This window comes from Nocardia sp. NPDC051787, from assembly GCF_040681325.1.
In the GTDB taxonomy this organism is placed as follows: Bacteria; Actinomycetota; Actinomycetes; order Mycobacteriales; family Mycobacteriaceae; genus Nocardia.
The window spans coordinates 49,814-75,213 of the sequence record NZ_JBFAYO010000009.1; the positions used below are offsets into that span (position 1 = coordinate 49,814).

Sequence of the window (25,400 nt, forward strand, 5' to 3'; positions counted from 1 at the left end):
CCCAGATAGCGAACAGTGCGAGGGCGACCCTACCCTGCCTCAGGGGAATCAGCGCCGCGAGTTCTTCTCCCGGAACATCTTGCGATGCTGCTTGGTGATGTCCCGCCAGGCTCGCTCTCGTTCGGCCTGTAGCCGCTTGTCGGTGCGCGCTCGGATCCGCTCGTTCTCCCGCGCCAGCTTGCGGTAACTGTCCAGCCTGCGCTGGGTGAGTTCGCCGTTCTCGATCGCGTCCCGCACCGCACATCCCGGTTCGCCGCGGTGTGCGCAATCGGCGAAACGACACTGGTCGGCAAGAGATTCGATGTCGCTGAACGTCTTCTCGATGCCTTCGGTGGCATCCCACAGCCCGACGCCACGCAGCCCGGGCGTATCGATCAGCGTGCCACCGCCGGGCAGCGGCCGCAGCTCCCGGTGCACCGTGGTGTGCCTGCCCTTCTTGTCCGCATCGCGGACCGCGTTCGTGGCGAATATCTCCGCGCCGAGCAACGCGTTGGCGAGGGTCGATTTCCCAGCACCGGAGGGTCCGATCAACGCGACGGTGCCCTCCAGCATCGCGACGAGCACATCGAGCCCGGCGCCGGTATCCGCGCTCACCGCGAGCACCGCCGCGCCCGGCGCGACCGCACGCACCTCGTCCAGCGGAAGGTAGGCCGCCGCATCGGACTTGGTGAGCAGCACGATCGGCTGGGCGTCGCTTTCCCAGGCCAGCGTGAGCATGCGCTCCAGGCGGCCGAGGTCCACGTCGCCGTCGGCAGCGGTGCAGATCAGCACGGTGTCGACATTGGCGGCCAGCACTTGGCCCTGCGATCGGCCGGACACCGAGGACCGCACGATCGCCGAGCGGCGCGGAAGCAGTCGCCGCACGGTGGAATCGGTATCGATGCTCACCCAGTCGCCGGTGCACAGCCCGCTGACGTCGGAATCCGCGCGGGGGCAGCGGGCGCGGGCGAGCCCGTTCGGCGTGGCCACGTCGCATTCGCTGCGGTCCATCCGGATGATCCGCGCGGGCACGCGGCCTTCCTCGATCATCGAGGCGTAACGGGTGGAAACGGCTTCGGTCCAGCCGTAAGGGACGAGAAGGTCGTAGTCGACCATGGTGGAAGGAATCCTTCGTCGGGCGCCGAACCCGACCAGGGGTTCAGCGAAGGGAGAATGAGCAGGAGTTTTGTGTGGCCGCATGCGTAGCGCGCCCGGACACGACAACCCGAACGTTCCTCGTCACGGTCCACACCTCCTTGCTTCTCTCGCAGTTGCCCTACCTTCGCACTCAACCCCGCACCCGCGCAACCGAATTTCCGATCGCACGAATCGGCGACTAGTCGGGTTTGCCGAACTGTTCGTGGCGGCCGAGGGAGCGCAGGTGGAACCACTCGCGCAGACCCGCGGGGTCGCGTCGAGTGACAAGGAAGAACCAGGAGAAACGGACCCACTCCTGGGGCAGCAGCTTCCGCATGCCGGGCTGGGACATCAGATAGCCGCGGTTGCGGTAGGTGAAGTAGCGCTTCACCGGGTCATCGGGGTACTGCGTGTGCATCCGGCCGCCGAGGATGGGCTTGAACTCGGCCGCACCGTTGGGGTGCAGGTATGCCGTCTGCAGGCAGGTGCCGAACGGCAGTCCGGAGCGGACCAGGCGGCGATGCACCTCGACCTCGTCGCCGCGGACGAACAGGCGTAGGTCCGGCACGCCGATCACGTCGACCGCCTTCGCGGAGATCAGCGCGCCGTTGAACAGCGAGGCGATCCCGGGCAGGAAGTCCTCGTCGCCGAGTTCCGAGCGCAGCCGCCGCCACACCACGCCCCGGCGCAGCGGGAAGGCGAGGCGGTCGGGTTCATCGATGTCGCAGACCACGGGCGACACCTCGACCAGCCCGTGCCGGTCCGCGCAATCGAGCAGAATGGACAGCACATCGGGACCTTCTGGCCTGCCGTCGTCGTCGGCGAGCCACACCCAGTCCGCGCCGATGCTCAGGGCGTGCAGTGTGCCGAGCGCGAACCCGCCCGCGCCGCCGAGATTGTGCGCCGAGCCCAGATAGGTGGATTCCACCGGCTGGTCGCGGACCAGCGCGGCGACCTCCGGTTCGTTGCCGTTGTCGACCACGATCAAGTGGTCCACCGGCCGGGATTGGGAGGCAACGACTTTCAGCGACTCGGTGAGCAGTTCGCGGCGCTTGTGCGTAACGACGACGGCCACGATGCGCGCGCCCGAGCCTGGCGTCGCGGAGTCCTGGGCGCCGCCGAGGTCGTCGGCGCTTTCCTCAGGCACGGAGCCGACCCTGGCCTGCGCCCCTTCGTCGATCGGGGTGTCCTGCCCGGTCGGCTCGCTCATGCCTGATTCCGCTCCAATTCTCGCTCGGTTCCCGAGGCCCGTTCGGCCTCCATTTCGCGCAGCACGGTCGCCACGTGATTCCCCGCCTCCGGCCCCTCATAGGCTCGCACCACTTCTTCGATACCGCCACGCAAGCGGATCTGGCCGTGGTCGATCCACATCGCCGTATCGCACAGTTGCGCAAGGAATTCGTTGGAATGGCTCGCGAAAACCAGGATGCCGGAACGCGCCACCAGCGACTGCAACCGGAGCCGGGCCTTCTTCATGAATTCCGCGTCCACCGCGCCGATGCCCTCGTCGAGGAGCAGGATCTCCGGGTCGATCGAGGTCACCACGCCCATCGCGAGCCGGACGCGCATACCGGTGGAATAGGTGCGCAGCGGCATGGACAGATACTCGCCCAGCTCGGTGAAATCGGCGATCTCATCGATTTTCGAGAGCATCTGCTTGCGGGTCTGCCCGAGGAACAGGCCGCGGATGATGATGTTCTCATAACCGGAGATCTCCGGATCCATGCCGACGCCGAGATCGAAGACCGGCGCGACCCGCCCGCGGATACGCGCACTGCCGCGGGAGGGTTCGTAGATGCCCGAGAGCAGCCGCAGCAGCGTCGATTTGCCCGCGCCGTTGTGTCCGACCAGGCCGATCCGGTCGCCCTCTTGCAGGGAGAGCGTGATGTCCCGCAACGCCTCGACCACGACGACGTCGGACTGGTTGCGTCCGATCGCACCGCCGGCCTTGCCGAGGAACGCCTTCTTCAACGACCGCGATTTCGCGTCGAAGATCGGGAATTCGACCCACGCCTCCTGGGTTTCGATACTCACACGGCTCACGGGCGCTCCTATACCCAGTACGGTACGCGCGAACGGTACTGCTTCATGGCGAAGATCGCCGCGATCCAGCCCAGCAGGGTGATCGTGCCGACGACCAGCCAGTGCCGCAGTTCCTGCGGTTCGCCGAGCAGGGGTGCCCGGACGATTTCGAGATAGTGGAATGTCGGCACGAGCTCGGCGAGCTTGGCGCGGTCGCCGGTGCCGACCTGCGATTCCAGGGTCTTGGTGGTCCACATTACCGGCGTGAGCACGAACAGCATCAGCGTGGTGCTGCTGAGAATCGGCGCGATATCGCGGTAGCGGGTGCTGAAGATGCCGAACACGATCGACACCCACGCGCAATTCAGGAAGATCAGCACGATCGCCGGAATCGCCAGCAGACTCGTCGGCCCGAGATTGCGCCAGACGCCGAATGCGGCGAGCATCACCAGGTAGATGACCATGTTGTGGGCGAAGAACAGCAGCTGTCGCCACACCAGCCGGTAGACGTGCACACTCAGCGCGGAAGGCAGCTGTTTGATCAGGCCTTCGTTGGCGATGAAGACTTCCGAGCCTTCCAGGATGCTCGCGCTGATCACGTTCCAGATGATCAGCCCGACCGTCACGTAGGGCAGGTACTCCCGCAGCGGCTGGCCCAGCAGCGCCGCATAGAGCACGCCCATCGCTATGGCCTGCAGACCGGTGGCGATGGTGATCCAGAACGGGCCGAGCACCGAGCGGCGGTAGCGCTGCTTGATATCCTGCCAGCCGAGCGACAGCCACAGCTCACGCTGGGCGAATCCGCCGGTGAAGTCCTGGAACGCACGCCGGAACGTCTGCGAGTCCGGCACGATCTTCGCCACGGTTGCCCCGGCGCGCGCGGCCTCGGTCTCCGGCGTGGTAGCGCTCACCGGGTTCTCCTGCGCCGAGTCGTCGCCGGAGCGCACGTCGTCGTTCGGGGAGGCCGGTGAGCTGTCGTCTGTACGCGCTTGGTCATCGGAACCAACTGAGCTCTCTTCAGGACGCACCGCACTCTGGTCGGATACGGAGTCGGGGCGAGCGGCAGCGGCGGGCACGGTGCACGAGACTACCCCTGCGGCTTGCCGCCACCGCGTGGCACACGCGCGTCGCCGGTCTCACAAGTACTGGCCGGAACCGCCGGTGACCTGACTGGCCTGGCCGCCGCGCGGGTCGGTGGCGTGGAGGCCGGGCGGCAGTGCGCCCTGACGCATCTGCTCGAGCTGGGCGCGTGCGGCCATCTGCTGGGCGAACAGCGCGGTCTGGATGCCGTGGAACAGGCCCTCCAGCCAGCCGACCAGCTGCGCCTGCGCGATCCGCAACTCGGCGTCGGTCGGGACGGCGTCATCGGTGAACGGCAGGGTGAGCCGCTCGAGTTCCTCGCGCAGCTCGGGCGCGAGCCCCTGCTCCAGCTCGCGCACCGAGGACGTGTGGATCTCCTTGAGCCGATTGCGGCTGGCCTCATCGAGCGGAGCCGCGCGGACCTCCTCGAGCAGCTGCTTGATCATGGTGCCGATCCGCATGACCTTCGCGGGCTGCTCGACCATATCGGCGAGCGATTCGCCGGAGTCGTCGCGGTCGTCCGAGTCGTCCTTCTCATTGGCGTCGGTCACCACCTGTGCCGTGTACGGCGTGTCCGAGCCTGGAGCCGCCGGTATGGCCAACGGCCTGCCGTTGGGGCCGACGACGACGATGTGGTCCGGTGCCTCATCCGAGTGCGTCATGGTCCCTATCATGTCGCGTCCGCCGCGAACGCGCTAAGCCGGTGCTCCCTGGCCCCGGCGGCGCGGAGGGCTCGCCAGGGGTTTCCCGGTCGACGCCGCCGCGTGGCCTCGGCGTTCTATTCTGTTCGGGTCGTGTGGTTCGGATTTGTCGAAAGTCGGTCGCCATGCTGAGTCCCAGGTCGCTGTGCTCCCACCAGGTCGCGGAGGGGAACGCGGTTACACAGGCTCGCCCGCTGCCCTTAGAGTGGCCAACATGACTTACGACGTCGCGAGGGTTCGGGGCCTGATACCGTCCCTGGGCGACGGCTGGATCCATCTCGACCCGCAAGCGGGCATGCTGGTTCCGGATGCGGTATCCCGTGCCGTATCAACCGGTTTCCGAACTTCTTCGTTTTCGCATGTCGGCCGCACCAGCGCCGCGGTGCGCAGCGCGGCGATTCTGGACGCCGCGCGCGAGGCGGTGGCCGATCTGGTCGGCGGTGATCCGGCGGGTGTCGTACTCGGCCCCGACCGCGCGGTCCTGCTGGCCTGGCTCGCCGAATCGCTGAGTTCCCGGCTCGGGCTCGGCACCGGCATCGTGCTGTCCCGGCTGGACGACGAGGCGAACGTCGCGCCCTGGCTGCGCATCGCCAACCGATACGGCGCGCACGTGCGCTGGGCCGAGGTGGAGATCGAGACCTGCGAGATGCCGTCCTGGCAGTTCGAGGAACTGATCGGCCCCACGGCGCGACTGGTGGCGCTCACCGCCGCCTCACCCATCGTCGGTTCGGCGCCGGCGGTGCGGGTGGCCGCGGACCGGGTGCACGAGGTGGGCGGGCTGCTGGTGGCCGACGCGTTCGGCGCCGCCCCCTACGCGCTGATCGATATCGATGAATTGAACGCCGACGTTGTCGCGCTGAGCGCACCGGCATGGGGTGGCCCGCAGATCGGCGCGCTGGTCTTCCGCGACCCCGCGTTCCTGGACCGGATCCCGTCGATGTCGCTGAACCCGTATGCGAAGGGCGCCGAACGACTCGAGGTCGGCGGGCATCAGTACGCGCTGCTGGCCGGCCTGACCACCTCGATCGACTTCCTCGCCGGGCTCGACGAACGGGCGCGCGGAACCCGGCGCGAGCGCTTGGAGATGTCGATCACCTCGCTGCAGGACTACCACGACGAGCTGTTCGAGCACTTGATGGCCGTGCTGAACGCGATCCCGAACCTCACCGTGATCGGCCGCGCGTCCACCCGCATTCCCACCGTCAGTTTCACGCTCGCAGGCATGCAGGCGGAGAAGGTCGCCGCCAAGCTGGCCGACAACCGGATCGGAACGGTCAGCGGCGTGCACGGCGGCAGCAGGCTGCTCGACGCGCTCGGCGTCAACGACGAGGGCGGCGCCGTGACCATCGGCCTCGCGCCCTACACCACCAAGTTCGAGATCGATCAGCTCGGCAGGACGCTGCTGGCGCTGGAGTGAACGGACCGAGCGAAGGCGACCGCTCAGAGTTCTTTCACCCGCAGCACCACCTTGCCGAACACCTCGCCGGAGTCCAGCAGCCGGTGCGCTTCGGCCGCCTCTTCGATCGGCAGCTCCGCGGCGATGACCGGGACGACGGTGCCGTCGGCGACCAACGGCCACAGGTGCCTGCGGACCTCGGCGATGATCTCGGCTTTGCCGCCGACGCCGGTCGCGGGCCGCGCCCGCACGTTGGTGGCGTGGATGGTGCCCCACTTACCCAGTAGGTCGGCCAGATTCAGCTCCGCGCTCACACCGCCCTGCATACCGATCACCACGAGCTTGCCGTGGTCGGCCAGCGCGTCGACATTGCCCCGCAGATAGGCCGCACCCATGTTGTCGAGGATGATGTCGGCGCCGGGCCCGCCCGCGCCCGATTCCTCGGCGCGCACCGCGGTGACGAAATCGTCCTCGCGGTAGTTGATCAGCACGCTCGCCCCCAGCTCCGCGCAGCGCGCCAGCTTCTCGGCCGACCCGGCGGTCACCGCGACGCGGGCGCCGAGCGCGTTGGCGACCTGGATGGCGTGGGTGCCGACACCGCCTCCGCCGCCGTGGATCAACACCAGGTGATCCGCGCGCAGGCCCGCCGTCATCACGAGGTTCGACCACACGGTGGCCGCCACTTCGGGCAGTCCGGCCGCCGCGCCCAGGTCGAGGCCGGCCGGGACCGGAAGCACCTGTGTCGCGGGCACCGCGACTCGTTCGGCGTACCCGCCGCCGGACAACAGCGCGCACACCCGATCGCCGACCGCCCAGTCACGTACCCCGTCGCCGAGTTCCGCGATGACACCGGAACATTCCAGGCCGATGATCGGGCTCGCGCCCGGCGGGGGAGGGTAGTGGCCTCGGCGCTGTAGCAGGTCGGCCCGGTTGACGCCGGCCGCGGCCACCTCGATCAGGACCTCGCCGTGGCCGGGCGTCGGATCGGGCGCCTCGGCCCAGGACATCGTCTCGGGTCCACCGAATCCGTTCAGGTCGATAGCACGCACCGTGCCATAGTGCTCCGCCGGTGCGGACCACCGCGCGCTGACCCCTGTCGAGCGGCGCTGAACCGGGGCGGTCGCAAACGCAATCCGGCAAGCGGCCTGCGATGATCGGCGTCGCAGACTACCGTTCCGTGGATGAGCGGCGGCTTCATCAATTTTCAGAACGAGATCTACCTGGGCGGCCTTGGTGGCGCGGTGCCCGAATTGCCCATGACCGCCGCGGGTTTGGAGTCGCTCGCGCAGCAGCGGCTGGACCCGGCGGCCTTCGCCTACGTGGCGGGCAGCGCCTCGGCGGAGCGCACCGCCGCCGCCAACCGGTCGGCCTTCGATCGATACCGCATCCTGCCGCGGATGCTGCGCGGCGCGACCGGGCCCGGCGCCCGGGACCTCTCGGTCGAGGTGCTCGGCACCCGGCTGGCCGCTCCCGTGCTCACCGCCCCGATCGGTGTCCTCGAGCTGCTGCACGAGTGCGGTGAGGTGATCGCGGCCGAGGTGACCAAGGAACTGGGCATCGGCACGGTGCTGTCCACCGCGGCCTCGTCGACCATCGAAGAGGTCGGCGCGGCGGCCGGTGCGTGGTGGTATCAGCTGTACTGGCCCGCGGACGACGAGCTGGCCCGTTCTTTCGTCCAGCGTGCCGAGCGAGCAGGGGCCTCGGCGATCGTGGTGACCGTGGATACCCCGACGCTCGGTTGGCGTCCACGTGACCTGGAGCTGGCGCACCTGCCGTTCCTACACGGCAAGGGCATCGCCAACTACCTCTCCGATCCGGTGTTCCGCGCCAAGCTCTCGGCCGTGCCAGAAGAGAGCGAGGAGGCGATGCGGACGGCCATCCTCACCTGGGTCGGGTTGTTCGGCAACCACACACTGCGGCCCGCCGATCTCGCGCACCTGCGGGAATGGACCGACCTGCCGATCGCGGTGAAGGGCATCCTGCATCCGGAAGACGCGCGGCAGGTCGTCGATGCCGGCGCCGACGCGGTGGTGGTGAGTAACCACGGCGGACGCCAGGTCGACGGCTCGATCGCCGCACTGGACGCCTTGCCCGCGGTGGTGGCCACCATCGGCGACCGTGCCGACGTGCTGTTCGACTCGGGCGTGCGCACCGGCTCCGACGTGCTGATCGCGCTGGCGCTGGGCGCCAAGGCGGTGCTCTATGGGCGGCCATGGGCCTACGGTCTCGGCCTCGCGGGCGCCGCCGGCGTCCGGCACGCGCTGCGGGTTTTGCTCGCCGACTTCGACTCGGCGCTCGGACTCTCCGGGTGCGCGGACGTGGCCGCGGTGGGCCGCTCGCTGCTGTCGACGGTGCGCTGACCTGCGGCACTCGCCGATTTGCGCAGTTCGCCGCGCATAGAATGACCATCGTGCATCCCGAACCGAGCGGTCGAGCGGTGGCCGAACCGCGGTGGCTCACCCCACCGCAGCAGCGCGCCTGGCGCGCGTACATGGACGGTCACCAGCGCCTGATGACGGAACTGAACCGCCAGCTACAGCGCGACAGCGACCTGACCATCGCCGAATACCGGATCCTGGTCCTGCTCTCGGAGGCCCCCGACCGCGCGCTGCGGATGAGCGAGCTGGCCGATGGCGTGCTGTCCTCGCGCAGCAAGCTGACCCATCAGATCCGGCGGCTGGAGGCACAGCAGATGGTGCGCCGCAACACCTGCCTGGAGGACGGCCGCGGCGTGCTGGCCGAACTCACCGACGAGGGCATGCGCCGCCTGGAGGCCGCCGCCCCCGGCCATGTCGAAGCCGTCCGCCGCCACTTCATCGATCTGCTCGCTCCGGCCCAGCTCGAGGTGATCGGCGAGGTGTTCGGACGTGTCGACGAGGAAATCGGCAAGCACCCCGGCTGAGCGGTCCGCTACGATCAGGTCCCTGGAGACGTGGCAGAGCGGCCGAATGCACTCGCCTTGAAAGCGAGCGTCGCGAGAGCGACCGGGGGTTCAAATCCCTCCGTCTCCGCTTCAGTTTCCGACCGTCGCATCGTCCGGAGAACACCGCCGGGTCGGTCGTCTGTGCGGCATGCGCTTGAAAAGTAAGCCGAGGGTTCGAGGGGGTCGCTCGTGCGGAGCGTCATCGGGATGGCGGTCACCGTAGTCGCGCTGCACGTCCTCGGCTGGGGAACGCTCCTGCTGTTCGTGGCGCCCGGTCATTATCTGATCCAGGGATCGGTATTCGGCGTCGGGCTCGGGGTGACCGCATACACCCTCGGCATGCGGCACGCCTTCGACGCCGACCATATCGCCGCGATCGACAACACCACGCGAAAACTGGTGGCGGAGTACGGGAAACAGAAGACGCAAACCGTGGGTCTCTGGTTCGCGCTCGGCCATTCCACCGTGGTGTTCGTTCTCGTCGCGCTGCTCGCCTTCGGTGTGCGTGCGCTCGCGGCCGATCTGGAGAACGAGGATTCGGCGCTGCAACGCTGGACCGGCCTATGGGGTACCAGCGTCTCGGGTACCTTCCTGATCCTGATCGGCCTGCTGAATCTTGCCTCGCTGGTGGGGATCTGGCGGGTATTCCGGCGGATGCGCCGCGGCGAGGTCGACGAAGCGCAACTGGAGCGGCAGCTGGACAGCCGTGGCCTGCTGAACCGAGTACTGCGTCCGGTGATCGGGCTGGTCCGCAAGCCGAGGCACATGTATCCGGTCGGAGTGCTGTTCGGTCTCGGGTTCGACACCGTCACGGAGGTCGGGCTGCTGGTCATCGCGGGCGGCGCGGCGGCGACCGGGCTGCCCTGGTACTCGATCCTCGTTCTGCCCGTGCTGTTCTCGGCGGGCATGGCGCTGTTCGACGCGCTGGACGGATCGTTCATGAGCTTCGCCTACGACTGGGCCTTCGCCGAGCCGGTGCGCAAGATCTACTACAACCTGGTGGTCACCGGTCTGTCGGTCGCGGTCGCACTGCTGATCGGCGGGCAGGAGATCGTTTCGATCTTCGCCGAGAAGCTCGAGGTCGAATCGGGCGTCATCGCCTGGGTCGGGAACCTCGATCTGGGTGATCTCGGTTACATCATCGTGGGCCTGTTCGTTCTCACCTGGGTGGTCGCGATCGCCGTGTGGCGGTTCGCCGGAGTGGAACGGCGCTGGCAGGAAGCTGTGGCCGCTCGATGAGCGCGCCGAATGGAATTCGACACGGCTATGACCTACGCCTCACCCATAGCGGCTCTGGCAGGATGGTCGGCATGCTGTCTCGCCGCGGGGTGCGGCGTTGGGTTTCCAGCGTCCTGGTCAGCGCCGCACTGGTTTCTGGTGTGGTGGCATTCGGCGCTCCCCAGGCAACGGCGGCCCCCGGCGCTGCTCCGCCGGTGAACACCGGCTCATCGGACGGCCCTGGCCCGGCCGAGCCGACCAGTAAACAGCCCTCGACGCCCAAGATCGACCGCATCGAACCGATCAACGACCGGTGGCTGCGGGTCTTCGTCGCGTCGCCGTCGATGAGCCGAGTGGTCGAGGTGCAGGTACTGCTGCCGCGCGACCAGTCCCGCCCGCGCCCGACCGTCTACATGCTCGACGGCCGCAGCGCGAGCCCCGACAGCAACAACTGGACCGAGATGGGGCACGCGGACCGCTTCTACGCGGACAAGGACGTCAACGTGGTGCTCACCGTCGGGGGGCCGGCCAGCTTCTACACCGACTGGCAGCAGCCCGATCCGGTGCTCGGCACCAACATGTGGGAGACGTTCCTCACCAAGGAGCTACCCCCGCTGATCGATGCGAAGTTCGACGGCAACGGCACCAACGCGGTCATGGGCGTCTCGATGGGCGCCGAAGCCGCGATGATGCTCGCGTTCCGTCAGCCGAAGCTCTACACCGCGATCGCCGCGCACAGCGGATGTTTCTCGATGGGCACCGATATCGGCCAGGCGCAGGCCCGCGCGGTGGTGGCCACCTACATGGGTGAGCCGGACAACATGTTCGGTAAACAGGACGATCCGGCCTGGCTGGCTCACGACGTCACGTTGCACGCCGACGCGTTGCGGGGCAAGACGATCTATCTGTCGGTGGGCAGCGGCCTGCCCGGCGTGCACGACGTGCCCGGCAACCCGAATATCGACGTCGCCAGCGCCATCGGGTTCGGCGGCCCGCTGGAGGCCGCGACCAATGCCTGCACCCGGCGACTCACCGACCGGCTTCGGTCGCTCGGTATCCCGGTCACCGCGCACTTCCGCGGCACCGGCACGCACTCCTGGCCGTACTGGGAGGACGAGCTGGCGTTGTCCTGGCCGACTATCGCGGGCGCGATCGGCGTCCGCTAGGCGCGGAACCGCGTCAGTACCGCGGGATCGGTAGCGAAGCCGAGGAACAAATCGTTCTCGTGCGGGTCGCCCACCGTGACGCGGACCCCGTCGGTGCCGTAAGGCCGTACCAGTACTCCCGCCGCCGCGCTCGCTTCGCCGAACTCGGCGCTGCGCTCGCCCAGCGGCAACCAGACGAAGTTCGCCTGACTCGATGGCACCCGGTACCCGGCCGCCACCAGCGCGTCGCGCACCCGTCCGCGCTCCGCGACCAGAACGTCGGTGCGATCCAGCAATTCGTGCCGTGCCTCCAGCGACGCGATCGCCGCCGCCTGCGCGAGCCGGTTGACGCTGAACGGGATGTGCACCTTCAGTAGTGCCGTGATCACGGCGGGATCGCCCACCGCGTAGCCGACCCGCAGTCCGGCCAGCCCGTAGGCCTTGGAGAAAGTACGCAGCACAACCACATTGGGCCGGGTCCGGCCGAGCTCCACGCCGTCCGGATGATCGGCCAGCCGCAGGTATTCGTAGTAGGCCTCGTCCAGCACGACCAGCACGTGCGGCGGCACGGCGTCCAGGAACCGGACCAGTTCCGCCTTGCCGACGGCGGTGCCGGTGGGGTTGTTCGGGTTGCAGACGAAGATCAGCTTGGTTCGTTCGGTGACCGCCGCGGCCAAAGCGTCCAGATCGTGCACCTGGCCTGCGGTGAGCGGGACCTGGACGGCGGTGGCGTTGCCGACCTTCGTCACGATCGGGTACGCCTCGAACGAGCGCCACGCGAACAGCACCTCGTCGGACGCGGACGCGCACGTGATCTGCACCAGCTCCTGGCACAGGGCCACGCTGCCGCAGCCGACCGCGACATTGTCGAATCCCACCCCGAGGAAGTCGGCGAGCGCAGCGCGCAACTCGGCCACCTGGTTGTCCGGATACCGGTTGGCCGACTCCGCCGCCTCGGCGATGGCCTTGGCGGCGGCGGGCAGCGGACCGAAGGTCGTTTCGTTGCTGGCCAACTTGACCGCGCCGGGATGGCTGCGGCCGGGGGTGTACGCCGGGATCGAATCGAGGTCCGGCCGGATCTGCGCTGTCACACTCCAACCCTAATCCGCGGCACAGATGACCCGGTCAGCGTACCGGAAATTCTCTGGGCTATAGGCCCTCACGTGCGATTTTCTACCGAAGAACCGCAACTCGCCCTACGCTGGTTTCATGTCGGGCACCTACGACGATATCGCCCCGCTACGGGGAAGCGACCAGGAAGACGAGCAACCGACTGCCCGTGGGCAGGTGCCCATAACCGTGGTGGAGCCCGAGGGCAATGCCCGCGGCGGGATCGTGGTGCTGCACGAGTCCCGGCAGTTGACCGCCTCCCTGCGCGACCTGATGAGCGCGCTGGCCGGAGAGGGCTGGACGGTAGTCGCGCCCGATCTCTTCCACCGGGTGACGGGCGAACCGGGCGGAGTCTTCGGCGACGAGCTGTTCGACGACTTCGACGCCTGCTTCGACTGGCTCACCCGGCGCGGGGTGTTCCCCGACACCATCGGCGTGCTCGGTTTCGACTCCGCGGGAACGGCGGCGTTCCTCGTCGCGACCAACCGTCCGATCGGGACCGCGGTGAGCGTCGCGGCACGCGGCATTGTGGAGCCGCTCGCCGAGCAGGTCGATCCGCTGGTGCGGGCTGCCCCTCAGTTGCAAGCGCCCTGGCTGGGCCTGTTCGGCGCCGACGACCCGGCCACCCCACCCGACCAGGTCGAACGTTTGCGCGACGCGACCGCCCGCGCGGACGTCGCCAGCCTGGTCGTCACCTACCCCGGCCTGCATCACCGCGCGGACACCGCGCCCGCCGACGACGACGCCGTCGATTCGCAGACCAGAATCTTCGACTGGTTCGACAGTAACCTACGCTGACCAGCCGTTTTGTGATCTGGACGGTAGCTCCTGTAACCTTGCTGCTCGGCGGTTCGAAAGGACCGGTGCCCTCGAAGAGAAGGCTCCAGGAGGCGTGCCAGAGCGGCCGAATGGGACTCACTGCTAATGAGTTGTCCCTTCACGGGGACCGGAGGTTCAAATCCTCTCGCCTCCGCCACACCCGGGAAACCGGGTACAACTGAATAACACTGCGCCCGTAGCTCAACGGATAGAGCATCTGACTACGGATCAGAAGGTTGGGAGTTCGAGTCTCTCCGGGCGCACTGGACTGAGGCTTCCGGCATTCGCTGGGAGCCTCAGTGCGTAGATGAGGATCGACGGCTGGCCCAACAGCGATCGCCAGCGCTGTCGATATCCATGACTGAGGTGCTGTCGAGGAGGTCGATGTTTGCGCTTGTTGTGAGGTTCGACCTGCAGGACGCCGAGAAAGCTGCCGCGTTCGATCAGTTGGTCGAGGAGACCGTCAAAGACATCACCGAATCCGAACCCGGAACGCTGATGTATGCCACGCACACGGTCGAGGGCGCGCCGCTGTCTCGGATCTTTTACGAGGTGTACCGCGACCGCGAAGCGTTCGAGGAGCATGAGCGGCAGCCCCACACGAAGCGTTTCCTCGCCGAGCGGGACAACTTCACAGCCTCCGTTCGGGTCGAATTCCTGACACCGGCCGCGGCGAAGGGAATCATCGCCGCAGGCTGATGGAGCTTTACAGGATATTGGTGATTCCGCACCACAACGCGAAGTTGTGCACGCTTGTGGTGCTGCGTGTCTCCGCCCGCGCCAATACTCGGACTGTTTCGTGAACGTTTGGGCTGTAGCGCGTCTGTGACGGCGCAATGGTCTTTGCGGTCTGCAATGCATCGAAGGCCCCGGCACGGTTGCCGTGCAGGAGGTAGGCGCGGGCCAGGTCGATGTAATGGTGGCCAGCGCGTTCTTTAGGTGTCCCGGTTGGTATGACGAGTGTGCTAGCCCGGTTGGGAGCCTCCGTGCCGTCCATACCCTCGACCGCTAGTGCCACGCGCCAGATGCCCACATTGGTTGGACCGAACGACAGGATCGGGTCGCTGTCGTCGCCGAGTTGCAAAGCGATCTGCGCTGCTTCGGCCAAATGAGCGTCGGCGAGGTGGCGTTTACCAGAACGAGCCGCAGCGAGTCCCGATTGCAGGTGCAGGCCACCCCACGCGATGAAGTCCTGCCGCTGCCCCGCACTCAGGCGGGACTCGATGCTGGACCGGCAGTGCTCCAAGAATTGGAGTGCTGCTGACCAGTCTCCTCCCGAGGTGAGGATCGCGGCGCGATGGAATTGGCTGGTCGCAGTCCATAGCGGCGATCCGCTTTCTGTTGCTGCCCAAGCCAGTCGGTCGATGGCGCGAGCCGCCAAATCGACGTAGCCGAGCTTGTGAGCAAGGCTATGGGCCGAGTAGTACAGCTCGCACAGCAGAATCAGGGCCTGGTCGCGATCATGTCCGCTGCTTCTGTGCACCGCGGCGCGGACTTCTGCGAGGAGAGGCGGCAGTGCGTCGCCGAGTTTGTACGTAGAGGCGTTACGCCGGTACTGACAGACCTGCTGTACGTCGGCCGCAAGCTGGGCGAACGGCCGCGGCGAGGAGACTTCGACATTGTCGAGGTCATAGGCAGCCAGTTCCGTGCGGATCACCGCGATGGCGGCATGGACCTCGCTGTCTTGTCCGGGAGCGGGCGGGAAGGGCTGCCCGGTCAGATCGGCTACGCTGACGCGCAAGGCTTTCGAGACCGCACCGAGGAACCCTCCGGTTGCTGGCACGCGGCCCTGTTCGACCGAGCGCACGAGGCTGAGAGAAACAGCTGCCCTGTCCGCGAGTTGGCGCTGCGTGAGCCCCGCCAGTTTCCGGGCCTGAGCGACTCGCTGTCCTACGCCGCCTGTCTGCTGGTTCGTCTCGGTCACGGTTCCATTCAACGCTCATCTGTGGTGTTACGAGTGCCAAATAGCTTGGTACTTCGCTCGTTTGCTTCCCGGCCGTGTATCCGTCAACGCACGCACAGCGTGGCGAGCGGCGCTTCTTACCAGCGCCCGGATGGTGGTCAACAGAACCTAGGGGACAGACGATGACGTGGTTTCAGCAGTGGTGGGCATTGGCGATTCCTGTTGCGTTCTGCCTAGTCGTGATTGCGGGGACAGTCATTGACGCCCGCCGCCCACAACACCCGCCTGCGCCGGGCGCACCCTCAACCCGTCGATGCGACTCGAGGTCTATCTGATGGACGAACCGATCTCTTTCGGGGACACGCCGTTGTCTCGATGCCACTACTACCGGCGAGTGTGTGATCTGCCCGCGGTGATCGACCCGCCGGAGCTGGGGCGGATCGTCATGCGAACGTCGCATCAGGTGGACCTTTCTGGTGCGGCCCGATCTACCTGACAATACAAAGCTTTTCGCGGAGTTGTTCCGGATCGACGTGTCGATTGTTCGAGAGGGCGGGACAGTCACGTTGCCATCTCCTATGGCGGAGTCCGGGTCTATCAGGCATTGGATAGAGACACCGCGGGATAGGTTCCGCCCGTCCGGGCTCGTTGTGGTCGAGTCCATTCGTGCCTGTGGTGGTCCGGGTAGGTGTCGGGTGGTCGCTCATGTCTGACCGCACGGTTCCGCTGTCGCGGTGCCGATGGTGGAAGACCGCACACGGAGCCCCGAACGGGAACGGTTTCCTCACGCACGTCAGGTGTCCCGACCACACACATTGCCTACGCCTGGTCCCGCTGATCGACGGCACGATCAGCGAGCACGAACGCAACATCGGCGGTGTCTGCCCATGGATCGGTGTCCGGGTGGTTGATGACCGGAGGAAAGCGCGATGACTTCTCCGCTCCCGAATGATCCGGATGTACATCTGTCAGTCTTCTTGCACGGCGCACGGTTCGACTTCGCTGCGTGCCTCACTGCCGCTCTGGTGTTCGTTCAAGAGCATCGGGAACGGCACTACGTCGACGCGGTGAACGTGCTCCCTGATAGTGCTGAGGGCTGGCCCAGGTTGCCGTGTGAACGGCTGTATGTCGAGCGATGATGGTTCCTTGCCCGGTGACCTGTGCGCGCGCGACACTGACCTGTTCAGACCATGACGAGAAGGAGCCAGGCGTGGGGAACGACGAGCAGTTGATCATGGATCTCGGCGTACCCGTCGAGCAAACCGAATGGGGTAAATGGGTTGACCCGGCCCGCCGCAAGGCGCAAGCCCGGAAGTTCTTGGACTATGCGGGCATACGTGAGATTCCTTCGGAACCATGGCCGGAAGATTCAGCGGAGGTGAAACGGCTCGATCCCATTGTCGCGGAATTGTTTCCGGATTTGGCTACCGCGATGGCTCCCGAGAACGCCGACATGGCCGACGCATTCATTTGCTTCATCGGCGAATGCTTCATCAGATTCGCGGGTGCTGAATGGGTCGACTTCGAATGGTTTGGCCGTGAGAATTCTTTCTACGACCACGTGAACCCGGCTTTGCGTTGCGAAACGGAGGACGAAGACGAATTCACGGTATGGGGGTTGATAGATGACATGATCGGCTATCATCCCGAAGGATACGACGGCATGTTTTCGTATGTAGCGGCAGCGCTGCGCGAGTACGCAGCAGACCACGAGGAGAAACGCCGCGAGCAGGCCCCGCCTGTCACGTAACGATTCGCCATCCGATATCCATCACCTTGATGTTCCACACGCCGGGGGTGTGTCCAGTTATGCCGGATGGATACGACAGAGGCCGCCACAATGTCGACAACAATACGCGTGGCAGGATATTCGAGAACGGTGCATACCGGTATTTCCGCGACCGCGAGAACGGCTATGTCCAGCAGTCGCGAAAATCCACCACCGTAAAAGGTTGAATACAATTCGATAAATTCAAAGACGACCGGGGCAAAATCTTCAGTATCGAGGAAAAGTCGGGGAAGATCGAGGGGGCAAAAGACCAAAAGCAACTGGAAGCGTTGCGAGTTCTACTCGATAAGAATGAGAATCACCAGCATGTGTTGCGATCTGTCGAGGGCGAGACAATATCGAAACCAGCGCAGGAGCTTATCGCCGGACTGATCCGAGACTTCCCGAACCAGTTCACGCATCGGATCATCCCCCGACATGTTGCCCGCGAGATTTGGGCGATAGGACTGCAAAGGGAAGCAGGTCAACAGCAAGAATTGCCCGGTGTCGGCGAGAAAGCGCGGCAGCAAAAGGCGCAGCAGCGCGAGCAGCGAGCGAAAGCCGCGGAGCTGGTGAAGAAGGCACGCGGGGGAGCCGACAGGTTCCGGAAGATGTTTCGGTTCCGGGAAGGGGCCACACGCGGCCGGGCGGATGTCCCGCAGAAGATCGAACGTGATCGGCAAGCGCGAGAAGAAGCCGAGCGAGCCAGGCAAGCACGCGGAGCTGATGAGCGTGCACGGGTTGAACGGGCGGCCGCCGAACGGGTAGCGCTGGAATTTCCGGTGCCCAACCAGTTCCAGGAACGGGAAGCCGCCGACACGGGGGAACAGGCGGCCCGAGAGGCGGCCGACGCTGCCAGCCTGGAACGGCAAGCAGCCGACGCCCGCACGGCGGAGGACAAAGCGCGCGAAGCACGTGAGGCGGCGGAAAAGGAACGCGCCGAAGAACTGGCACGCCTGCAAGCCCGGGGAGTGCCCCCGGAAGTGGTGAAGCTTCTCGGGCTCGGTCAAGCGCAACCACCGTCAGCGGCGGTGCGGGAGCCACCGGCGCAGGCTCCGCAGATACAGCGCGGCGGCACTGGCTACGAGCAAGAACGCAGTCGGGGAGTCACCCGAGACCGGTGAAACTACCTGTGCCACATCGACCTGCGCGGGTCGAGGGCCCTCGATATGCCCTGGGCGGAGAGGGCCCCTCTCCCAGATCTGACGACGACTTGGACGGCGGCCAGTTGTGTTCTATCGGTGCGTGCTTCGCCCGGCGGCTCCCTCGATGATGTGCAACGGAGGGGACTCGGGGAAGACGACCGGCAACTCCGTCATGGCCCGATGGAACGGGCCAGGTCGCCAAACCAGCTGATCAGGTGGCACGGCCAAGCGCAGCTCGGGGAGGGCGTCGAGGAGTTGGTCGATCGCCTCCTGCACGATGAGGTAGGCCACGGACTTGGCCGGGCAGGCGTGCGGGCCGGTGCTCCACGCCAGGTGGGAGCGATTGCCGGTGCGGTCTCCACCACGGATCTCGGGGTCGTTGTTGCATCCGGCCAGGCTGATCAGAACCGGCTGGTGGGCGGGCAGCCAGGTGTTGTCGATCAGGATCGGCTGTCGGGGGTAGGTGGCGCAGAAGTTGGCCAACGGCGGGTCGTTGAACAGCACCTCGTCGAGGGCGTCGCGCGTGGACAGGCTGCCGCCGAGTACGTCGCCGCCGAACCGGTGGTCGGTCAGCATCAGCAACAAGGTGTTGGTGATCAGGTTCTGCTGCGGTTCGATCCCCGCACCGTAGAAGCTGATCAGCTGGGAAAGCATCTCCGTGTCATCGAGGTTGGCCGGATGATGTGCGAGCCGCGAGGTGACATCGTCCGCGGGCTCCGCGCGTCGCAGCTGAATCAACTCCATCAGCGCCTCGCTGAGCATCTGCATGCCGCGGGCGGCCTCGACGGTATCGAAGAGGGCGGCCATGCCGGTGGCGACCCGCCGGCCCAGTTCCGCTGAGCAGCCGACCATCTGGTTCAGGGCCTCGAAGACAAGCGGAAACGCATACTGAGATACCAAGTCGGCCGAACCATCCTGGCAGAAGCTGTTGATCAGCGGTATCGCGATCTTCTCGACCGTCGAATGCAGGGCGTGCAGGTCGATCCCGTCGATGGCCGCGGTGTACGTCTCCCGATAGCGAGCATGCGCATCTCCGGTGTTGCGCAATGCGTTCGGATGCCACTCCAGCATCGGCTTGATGGGCGAGTCGTCGGGAATGCTCTTCTGCCAGGTGCGCGGGTCGGCCGGAAAATGGTCCGGGTCGTTGAGGATCCGCAACGCGGTGCGGTAACCGATGACCAAGGTGGCGGGCACATTCGGCGCCAACTCCATCGGAACCAGCGAACCGTGCTGCTGGCGCATCTGCCGGTAGCCGCTGTGCGGATCAGCGGCGAACTTCCGGCTACGCAGACAGACTTGCGGGGTATCGGTACTGATAGGTGAACCCTGGACGGGGCAGGTTTGGGGAGCGGACGATGGCGACTGCGCTGTGGTCATAGGCGTGACTCCGGACGAGGGGACAGGAATTCGGCGAGGATGATCGCTGAGCGCAGGCACGTGCCTGGATCACGCGCGTCCGCTGGGCTCGACGCCGGTCACCGTCAGGCGAACGTCGCGGGTGCGGTTGACCAGATCATCTGTCTCCGAAACGGTTTGCCGCTGGGGCAAACATCACGCTAGATGGCCCATCCGGCCGAACCTACCGTCGGAAGCGACATATTCGGTACTGAAAGCGACATAGATTTGCCGCTGGTACGCCATCGCCGGGCGCGATGCCTACTTCCACGCCGGAAGGACGGGGAGGTTGCCGGTCAGGTCGGAGCCGGGGCTGCGGCCGAGAAGCCAGGCGGCCAGGGAGGATGCGGAGCCGGTGATGGTATTGGTGGCGGCGGTGAGGCCGATGGTGGCGGTGAAGTCGGTGTCGGTGGCGTGGAGCGTGAAGGGTTCGAGGGGGTTGTCGGCGGTGAGGCGGGTCAAGTCGGTGGTGGCTTGGGGGAGGATCCGGGCGACGAAGGGGGCGGGCCAGTCGGACGGGTGGTAGCCCGCGTTCAGGTCGACGTGGTGAATTTCCACCTCTTGCAGGCGCATCCAGGGGATCTCCGTCGCGGGGATGGGGCGGCCTTGGCGGGTGCGAACCTGTGCCTGCCAGGCGGCGTCGGTCAGTGAGCGCGCCAAACCGAGCCACCGGGTCGCGGCGGCCTCGTTGTCGGCCAGCTGCTCGGCGAGCGGACGAGGCGCTCCCGCCTCGATGTCGCTGTCGCGCAGGAAAGCGCTGGCGTACTGCGGTATTTCGATGCCCGTGTGCGCCCACAGCAGCAGGTTGACCAGGCTGTCGGCGTTGCGGGCCAGATGGGCGAGAACGTGGCCGCGGGTCCACCCTGGCAGCAGGGACGGTTCTGCCACTGCGCCTTCGTCGAGTCCGCGGATGGTGTCGAGCAGGCGTGCGGTCGCCTCGGCGACGGTGTCGAGCTGCACGGGGGTCTGCGAAGCGGCGGCGGTCACGGCTTCGACCCTAGCGGCAGAAAACCCGGCCCGCCCCGAAGACGAGCGTGGTTCAGATAGCAAGCGGGCCGGGCCATCGGCCACCGGAACCAGCGGCGTCCGGCCAACCGAGTCCGGGCCGTGTGCCACGCGACTTGTGCCGGTGACGGCGTCCGCTGGATCGGAGCCCGGCGACGAACGCCCTACTCGGCGACGATCGCGTCGGCCTCGATCTCCACCAGCAGCGCCGGGGTGATCAGGGCCTTGATCTCGTACATGGCCGTCGCGGGCCGGATATCGCCGAACACTTCGGCGTGCGCCTCGGCGACCTCGGGCCAGCGCGCGATGTCGGTGACGAAGATGCGGGTGCGCACGACGTCGGCCAGGCTCGCGCCCGCCTCCGTCAACGCCGACCCGATGCGGCGCAGCGTTTCTCTGGTCTGCTCGCCGATGTCGTCGCCGCCGACGGCGGTGCCGCCGGGCGCCGATGCAGTGGTCCCGCTGACCGCGATGACATTGCCGAGGCGGACCGCCCGCGAGTAGCCGACGATGTCTTCGAACTCCGAACCCGAGGAGATGTTCACGCGATCACTCATGCGCGACAGCATCGCACGGGCCGCCGTCGTGGCCGCAAGCCAGCTCGGCTCGGTCCACTCCCTGGCCTCCACGATCACCGCGGCGGCCAGCGCGAGCAACCACAGCGACATCGCGCCGACCTGGATGCGCTGCGCGATCCCGAGCGCGTAATTCCCAGGCAAATTGTCGGCGATCAGCATCCAGGCCGTCGCGACCGAGCCGATGCCCAGCGCGACCAGTCCGAATTCGCGCAATATCCGCCAGCGCCGATAACGGAACGCGGCGACACTGAATGCGAATGCCGCGACCGCGATCGAGGTGACCGCAAGCGTGCTCGTCAGGGCGTGCGGCTGATGCAGCTGCGGGAACCGTTCGCTGGGCCCGCCGCACCCGGCTTCGCCCGGGGTGCAGTCACGCAGCGGCAGCAGGACGTCGGCGATGGTCGACGCGCCGAAGCAGAACAGCGCCACCCAGCCGATCGTCGTGAGCCTGCGGCGCGGGAACAGCAGCAGCCCTGCGATCGCGGCGGGCATCAGCGCCGCCCCGGTGATCATGTCGGCGGCCGCGAACACCAGCCGGTACGGCTTGCCCTCCGCCTCCAGTTCGCTGAGGAAGGAATTGACCGGGTCGAGTTCGATCTCCAGCACGAACTGGAGCACCCAGGACGAATAGCAGAGTCCCGCGAGCGCGATCGCCAGCGCGATCACCATCGACACCGGTCGCACGCGCTGGTCGGCGGTCTTCTGGCGACGCGTCACGACATCATTGTGCTGCCTACCGCCCGAACCATGAGGTAGGCACGGGCCTATACCACCCCGTACACAGCCTCTTGTCAGCTTCGCGGGGCAGGCTGGACCGCAAGTGCAATTCGAGGAGGTCCTCATGCTCGGCTTCGCGACTGCCGCCGCCGGAATCGCGGTCATGACGGTGATGGTGGTGTCCGGCTATCTGGCCGCACACGCTCCACGCTCACTCGTGCGGGTGCGGCGCCGCTGACGCCAGCGCCTGCTGGACGCGGTCGGCCGCGCTCACCGCGTCCTCGTGCTCCCACACTCGGATGACCTGCCAGCCCTCCGCGATCAACGCCGCGTCGGTGGCGCGGTCCCTTGCCACGTTTCCGGCCAGCTTCGCGGCCCACCATTCGGCGTTGTTCTTCGGGTCGGTGGCGTGTTGTGGGCAGCGGTGCCAGAAGCAGCCGTCCACGTAGACCGCGACCCGTCGGCGCGGGAAGACCAGATCGGCTCGGCGGCGCTGCCCGCGGATCGGTGCTCGGTCGACGAAATAGCGCAGCCCGCGCCGGTGCAGCTCCCGGCGAAGCGCGACTTCCGGATCGGTCCCGGTGCGCCGCTGGCGCGCCATCCGCGCGCTGGTGGCCGCGTCCGTGCCGGGTCGCCGCGTCATGCCGCCCAGCCGCCCATCCGGTCGAGATGGCTTTCCACGTCGGCGAGGAAGCCGGGTGGAAAACGCAGGCTGCCCATGCTGGTTCGCCGGAGGAATCCAGCGGTGGCGCGGGCGGAGAGCAATTGCGCGTCGGTGAGGAAGTGGGTGAGGTCCTCGTAGGGCTGGTGCACGGGCCAGGTGGACACGGGCACCCGGTAGCCCGCGCCGGCGCGCCCCCATGCGGCCACCGGCCACGGTGCACCCGGCGCGAGCCGCTGATCGCCGGGGACGGGGTCCAGCGGCGCGGCCAGCCGCGCCCCGACCCAGGCCGCCATCCGCACGCTCACCGCGTTGCCGACCAGCTTCCAGCGATGGCCCTTCCGCACGCCGGGCACGTCGGTCGCGGGTGCGGTCCAGCCCGGGTCGAAACCTTGCAGGCGTTCGGCGTCGGCGATGCCGGGCGTCACGATCTCGCCGGACGGCAGCCGCACCGCGGGCGGGCTCGCGATGCCCAGCGCCGAGCCACCCTTCAGCGTTGGCACCGCGTTCACCGCCCAGCCCAGCCCGCGCACCCCTTCGGTCCAGTAGAAGCCGCACGGATCGAGCGCGGGATCGCCGACCGTGCGCGGACCGGCGTCCTCGCCGAACAGCACCCGGCGCGGGTCTTCGGTGCGCGAGGCCAGCATCAGCACTCGTTGCCGCCGTTGCGGCAATCCGAACGCCCGCGCGTCCACCACCCGGTACGCCCAGGTGTAACCGAGCTCGTCGAGCGCGCCGGTGATGTGCCGCATCGCGGCGCCTCGGCCGAGTTGCAGCATGAACGGTACGTTCTCGATCAGCAGCCAGCGCGGGCCGCGTTTGCGGCGCACCAGCCGGAACACCTCGTCGACCAGACCCGATCGGGTGCCGGTGATGCCTGCGGTGCGTCCGGCCTGGGAGAGGTCCTGGCACGGGAATCCCGCCGCGACCAGCTCCGTTCCCGCCGGAATGGCGCGCAGCCGGGTGATGTCGGAATGCAGCGGCACATCGGGGAAGCGGGCCGCGAGCACGCCCTGGGCGCCGGGCTCGATCTCGCACAGCAGTTCGGTGTGCCAGCCGTGCCTGCCGAGACCGAGCTCGAGTCCGCCGATTCCGGCGAACAGCCCGACCATCCGCGCGCCCGTCAACGACCTTCCCTTTCTCGCGTCCACACCCGACGCCGCCCGCGCGTCCAGTGCCCGGGAGCAGGTTACTCGAGTCGTCCGAGGCGATCGCCGAACAACGCGACCAACGTCGAGGGCACCTGGTACGGTCCGCGTGTCACACAGTGCTATTGGTGCGCTTTTTTCCAATAATCACAGGACCGGTCGCGCGATGTCGTGATGATCGGTCGTTCCGCCTGCGCTCCAGTTCCATGTGTGCGGGCCGCCCTGGTGGTGGGCTCGCAGTGCTTTTGCTCCACGACGTTTCCTCGAGCGACGCTAGGGAAAGTGAGCGAAGATGCAGATTTCTTCCACCAAGAACGGAAATTTCCGCCCTGTCGTGGTCACCAGTCTCGCGGCGACGACGTCCATCGCCGGTGACGTGGACTCCACGTGGAAGGGTCTGCTCAGTGGTGACAGCGGCATCGACCTCTTGGAAGACGGCTTCGTCGACCAGTTCGAGCTGCCGGTGCGGATCGGCGGCCACCTGAAGGTCGCGCCCGCCATGTGCCTCGGCAACGGAGAGACGCACGGGCTGGGCTACGTGGAGCAGATGGCCGTCGCGCTCGCTCGTGAGGTCTGGAGCAACGCGGGGACCCCGGAGGTGGACAAGAACCGTCTCGGCGTGTCCATCGGCACCGGTCTCGGCGGCGCCGAGGCGATCATCGACGCGCGGGACAAACTGAACAACGGTGGCTACCGCAAGGTCTCGCCGTACTCCGTGCAGGCGGCGATGCCGAACGGGGCGGCGGCGTGCGCCGCGCTGGAGATCGGCGCGCGCGCCGGTGCGGCGACGACGGTGTCGGCCTGCTCGTCCGGCTCGGAGGCGATCGCGAACGCCTGGAAAATGATCGTCATGGGTGACGCCGACATGGTGGTCGCGGGCGGGGTGGAGGGCTCGATCCAGGCCCTCGCGGTCGCGGCGTTCACGATGATGCGCGCCATGAGCACCCGCAACGACGCACCCAAGCGCGCGTCGCGACCGTTCGACGCCGACCGCGACGGCTTCGTCTTCGGCGAGGCGGGCGCGATGATGGTGCTGGAGACCGAAGAGCACGCCAAGGCGCGCGGCGCGGCCATCCACGCCCGGCTGCTCGGCGCCGGCCTCACCTCCGACGGCTTCCATCTCGTCGCGCCCGATCCCGAGGGCTCCGGCGCGGCCCGCGCGATGACGCGGGCGCTGCAGACGGCGGGTCTGACCAGAAACGACATCACGCACGTCAACGCGCACGCGACGGGCACGCCGGTGGGCGACACGGCGGAGGCGCGCGCGATCAACAAGGCCATCGGCAACCACCCGTCGGTCTACGCGCCGAAATCGGCCCTCGGCCACTCCATCGGCGCGGTCGGCGCGCTCGAATCGGTGATCACCGTGCTGAGCCTGCGTGACGCTATCGTGCCGCCCACACTGAACCTGGACAATCAGGACCCGGAGGTGGATCTGGATGTCGTCTGCGGCCAATCCCGTCCCGGCCGTATGGATTACGCCCTGAACAACTCCTTCGGCTTCGGCGGGCACAACGTCGCGCTCGCCTTCGGCCGATACTGACCGCGGG

At 67.2% G+C, this 25,400-nt stretch carries 23 protein-coding genes, 3 tRNA genes and 1 pseudogene; 12 read left to right on the forward strand and 15 right to left on the reverse strand.

All coding sequences use genetic code 11. The features are described 5' to 3' along the window. Positions 1-48 precede the first annotated feature (48 nt). The 5 genes from rsgA to AB0M45_RS11970 all read right to left on the reverse strand — a co-directional run bounded on the left by rsgA (position 49) and on the right by AB0M45_RS11970 (position 4,880). Positions 49-1,095 carry a ribosome small subunit-dependent GTPase A gene (rsgA, locus tag AB0M45_RS11950; RefSeq protein WP_364326360.1) on the reverse strand — a complete coding sequence of 349 codons (1,047 nt, stop codon included), beginning with the start codon at positions 1,093-1,095 and terminating at the stop codon, positions 49-51. A gap of 220 nt (positions 1,096-1,315) precedes the next feature. Further along, positions 1,316-2,326 (reverse strand): glycosyltransferase family 2 protein, encoded by a 1,011-nt coding sequence (locus AB0M45_RS11955; RefSeq protein WP_364326363.1) that lies wholly within the window; start codon positions 2,324-2,326, stop codon positions 1,316-1,318. Further along, the gene (locus tag AB0M45_RS11960) at positions 2,323-3,150 is read right to left on the reverse strand and encodes an ABC transporter ATP-binding protein (RefSeq protein ID WP_364326782.1); all 828 of its coding nucleotides are present in this window, start codon (positions 3,148-3,150) and stop codon (positions 2,323-2,325) included. Before AB0M45_RS11960 ends, AB0M45_RS11955 begins: the two co-directional genes overlap by 4 nt. 17 nt (positions 3,151-3,167) lie before the next feature. Then, positions 3,168-4,049 carry an ABC transporter permease gene (locus AB0M45_RS11965; RefSeq protein WP_364326365.1) on the reverse strand — a complete coding sequence of 294 codons (882 nt, stop codon included), beginning with the start codon at positions 4,047-4,049 and terminating at the stop codon, positions 3,168-3,170. 225 nt (positions 4,050-4,274) lie between these two features. Further along, positions 4,275-4,880 (reverse strand): bacterial proteasome activator family protein, encoded by a 606-nt coding sequence (locus AB0M45_RS11970; protein ID WP_364326368.1) that lies wholly within the window; start codon positions 4,878-4,880, stop codon positions 4,275-4,277. 253 nt (positions 4,881-5,133) lie between these two features. On the opposite strand from AB0M45_RS11970, the gene AB0M45_RS11975 reads away from it, so the two are divergent. Beyond that, a complete protein-coding gene (locus AB0M45_RS11975; protein ID WP_364326371.1) occupies positions 5,134-6,336 on the forward strand; it encodes a cysteine desulfurase-like protein in 1,203 nt (400 codons plus the stop codon). A gap of 23 nt (positions 6,337-6,359) precedes the next feature. Here AB0M45_RS11975 and AB0M45_RS11980 read toward each other — a convergent pair whose 3' ends face one another. Next, positions 6,360-7,364: an NAD(P)H-quinone oxidoreductase gene (locus AB0M45_RS11980; protein WP_364326373.1), complete on the reverse strand. Its 1,005-nt coding sequence runs from the start codon at positions 7,362-7,364 to the stop codon at positions 6,360-6,362. Between the two features lie 132 nt (positions 7,365-7,496). Here AB0M45_RS11980 and AB0M45_RS11985 point away from each other — a divergent pair, with 132 nt between their 5' ends. The 5 genes from AB0M45_RS11985 (at position 7,497) to AB0M45_RS12005 (ending at position 11,622) form a co-directional block, all read left to right on the forward strand. Further along, the gene (locus AB0M45_RS11985; protein WP_364326376.1) at positions 7,497-8,675 is read left to right on the forward strand and encodes a lactate 2-monooxygenase; all 1,179 of its coding nucleotides are present in this window, start codon (positions 7,497-7,499) and stop codon (positions 8,673-8,675) included. 41 nt (positions 8,676-8,716) lie between these two features. Continuing rightward, entirely contained in the window at positions 8,717-9,217 is a 501-nt protein-coding gene (locus AB0M45_RS11990) for a MarR family transcriptional regulator (protein WP_364326378.1), read from the forward strand. A gap of 24 nt (positions 9,218-9,241) precedes the next feature. Beyond that, positions 9,242-9,326 (forward strand) — tRNA-Ser (locus AB0M45_RS11995). Between the two features lie 119 nt (positions 9,327-9,445). Then, positions 9,446-10,477, forward strand: a complete 1,032-nt coding sequence (locus tag AB0M45_RS12000; protein WP_364326381.1) for a HoxN/HupN/NixA family nickel/cobalt transporter — start codon at positions 9,446-9,448, stop codon at positions 10,475-10,477. Between the two features lie 71 nt (positions 10,478-10,548). Continuing rightward, positions 10,549-11,622, forward strand: coding sequence for an alpha/beta hydrolase family protein (locus AB0M45_RS12005; protein ID WP_364326384.1), 1,074 nt, complete (start codon positions 10,549-10,551; stop codon positions 11,620-11,622). Here the strand turns inward: AB0M45_RS12005 and hisC are convergent. Beyond that, positions 11,619-12,692: a histidinol-phosphate transaminase gene (hisC, locus tag AB0M45_RS12010; protein ID WP_364326387.1), complete on the reverse strand. Its 1,074-nt coding sequence runs from the start codon at positions 12,690-12,692 to the stop codon at positions 11,619-11,621. The genes AB0M45_RS12005 and hisC overlap by 4 nt on opposite strands. A gap of 118 nt (positions 12,693-12,810) precedes the next feature. Between hisC and AB0M45_RS12015 the strand changes: the two genes are divergently transcribed. From AB0M45_RS12015 to AB0M45_RS12030, 4 genes are all read left to right on the forward strand, one after another. Further along, positions 12,811-13,509: a dienelactone hydrolase family protein gene (locus tag AB0M45_RS12015; RefSeq protein ID WP_364326390.1), complete on the forward strand. Its 699-nt coding sequence runs from the start codon at positions 12,811-12,813 to the stop codon at positions 13,507-13,509. Between the two features lie 88 nt (positions 13,510-13,597). Then, a tRNA-Ser gene (locus tag AB0M45_RS12020) sits at positions 13,598-13,687 on the forward strand. Positions 13,688-13,720: 33 nt separating this feature from the next. Then, positions 13,721-13,793 (forward strand) — tRNA-Arg (locus tag AB0M45_RS12025). Between the two features lie 121 nt (positions 13,794-13,914). Next, a complete protein-coding gene (locus tag AB0M45_RS12030) occupies positions 13,915-14,229 on the forward strand; it encodes an antibiotic biosynthesis monooxygenase (protein WP_364326392.1) in 315 nt (104 codons plus the stop codon). A 7-nt stretch (positions 14,230-14,236) separates the two neighbouring features. Here AB0M45_RS12030 and AB0M45_RS12035 read toward each other — a convergent pair whose 3' ends face one another. Then, the gene (locus AB0M45_RS12035; protein WP_364326395.1) at positions 14,237-15,454 is read right to left on the reverse strand and encodes a helix-turn-helix transcriptional regulator; all 1,218 of its coding nucleotides are present in this window, start codon (positions 15,452-15,454) and stop codon (positions 14,237-14,239) included. A 1,189-nt stretch (positions 15,455-16,643) separates the two neighbouring features. On the opposite strand from AB0M45_RS12035, the gene AB0M45_RS12040 reads away from it, so the two are divergent. After that, positions 16,644-17,183 carry a hypothetical protein gene (locus tag AB0M45_RS12040; protein WP_364326398.1) on the forward strand — a complete coding sequence of 180 codons (540 nt, stop codon included), beginning with the start codon at positions 16,644-16,646 and terminating at the stop codon, positions 17,181-17,183. 317 nt (positions 17,184-17,500) lie between these two features. Here the strand turns inward: AB0M45_RS12040 and AB0M45_RS12045 are convergent, their stop codons facing one another. The 7 genes and pseudogenes from AB0M45_RS12045 to dcm all read right to left on the reverse strand — a co-directional run bounded on the left by AB0M45_RS12045 (position 17,501) and on the right by dcm (position 23,814). Beyond that, positions 17,501-18,211: a hypothetical protein gene (locus AB0M45_RS12045; protein ID WP_364326401.1), complete on the reverse strand. Its 711-nt coding sequence runs from the start codon at positions 18,209-18,211 to the stop codon at positions 17,501-17,503. Between the two features lie 225 nt (positions 18,212-18,436). Next, complete coding sequence (locus tag AB0M45_RS12050) at positions 18,437-19,723, reverse strand: cytochrome P450 (protein ID WP_364326404.1); 1,287 nt, start codon at positions 19,721-19,723, stop codon at positions 18,437-18,439. A 279-nt stretch (positions 19,724-20,002) separates the two neighbouring features. Continuing rightward, the gene (locus AB0M45_RS12055) at positions 20,003-20,728 is read right to left on the reverse strand and encodes a maleylpyruvate isomerase family mycothiol-dependent enzyme (RefSeq protein WP_364326407.1); all 726 of its coding nucleotides are present in this window, start codon (positions 20,726-20,728) and stop codon (positions 20,003-20,005) included. 182 nt (positions 20,729-20,910) lie between these two features. Next, positions 20,911-21,303 carry a RidA family protein gene (locus tag AB0M45_RS12060; RefSeq protein ID WP_364326786.1) on the reverse strand — a complete coding sequence of 131 codons (393 nt, stop codon included), beginning with the start codon at positions 21,301-21,303 and terminating at the stop codon, positions 20,911-20,913. Between the two features lie 93 nt (positions 21,304-21,396). Then, a pseudogene (locus AB0M45_RS12065) lies at positions 21,397-22,206 on the reverse strand (DUF998 domain-containing protein); the annotation flags it as partial. Positions 22,207-22,252: 46 nt separating this feature from the next. Next, positions 22,253-22,684, reverse strand: a complete 432-nt coding sequence (locus AB0M45_RS12070; protein WP_364326410.1) for a very short patch repair endonuclease — start codon at positions 22,682-22,684, stop codon at positions 22,253-22,255. Further along, positions 22,681-23,814 carry a DNA (cytosine-5-)-methyltransferase gene (gene dcm, locus AB0M45_RS12075; protein WP_364326789.1) on the reverse strand — a complete coding sequence of 378 codons (1,134 nt, stop codon included), beginning with the start codon at positions 23,812-23,814 and terminating at the stop codon, positions 22,681-22,683. Before dcm ends, AB0M45_RS12070 begins: the two co-directional genes overlap by 4 nt. A gap of 328 nt (positions 23,815-24,142) precedes the next feature. Between dcm and AB0M45_RS12080 the strand changes: the two genes are divergently transcribed. Then, positions 24,143-25,393 carry a KasA/KasB family beta-ketoacyl-ACP synthase gene (locus AB0M45_RS12080; protein WP_364326413.1) on the forward strand — a complete coding sequence of 417 codons (1,251 nt, stop codon included), beginning with the start codon at positions 24,143-24,145 and terminating at the stop codon, positions 25,391-25,393. Positions 25,394-25,400: the final 7 nt, after the last annotated feature.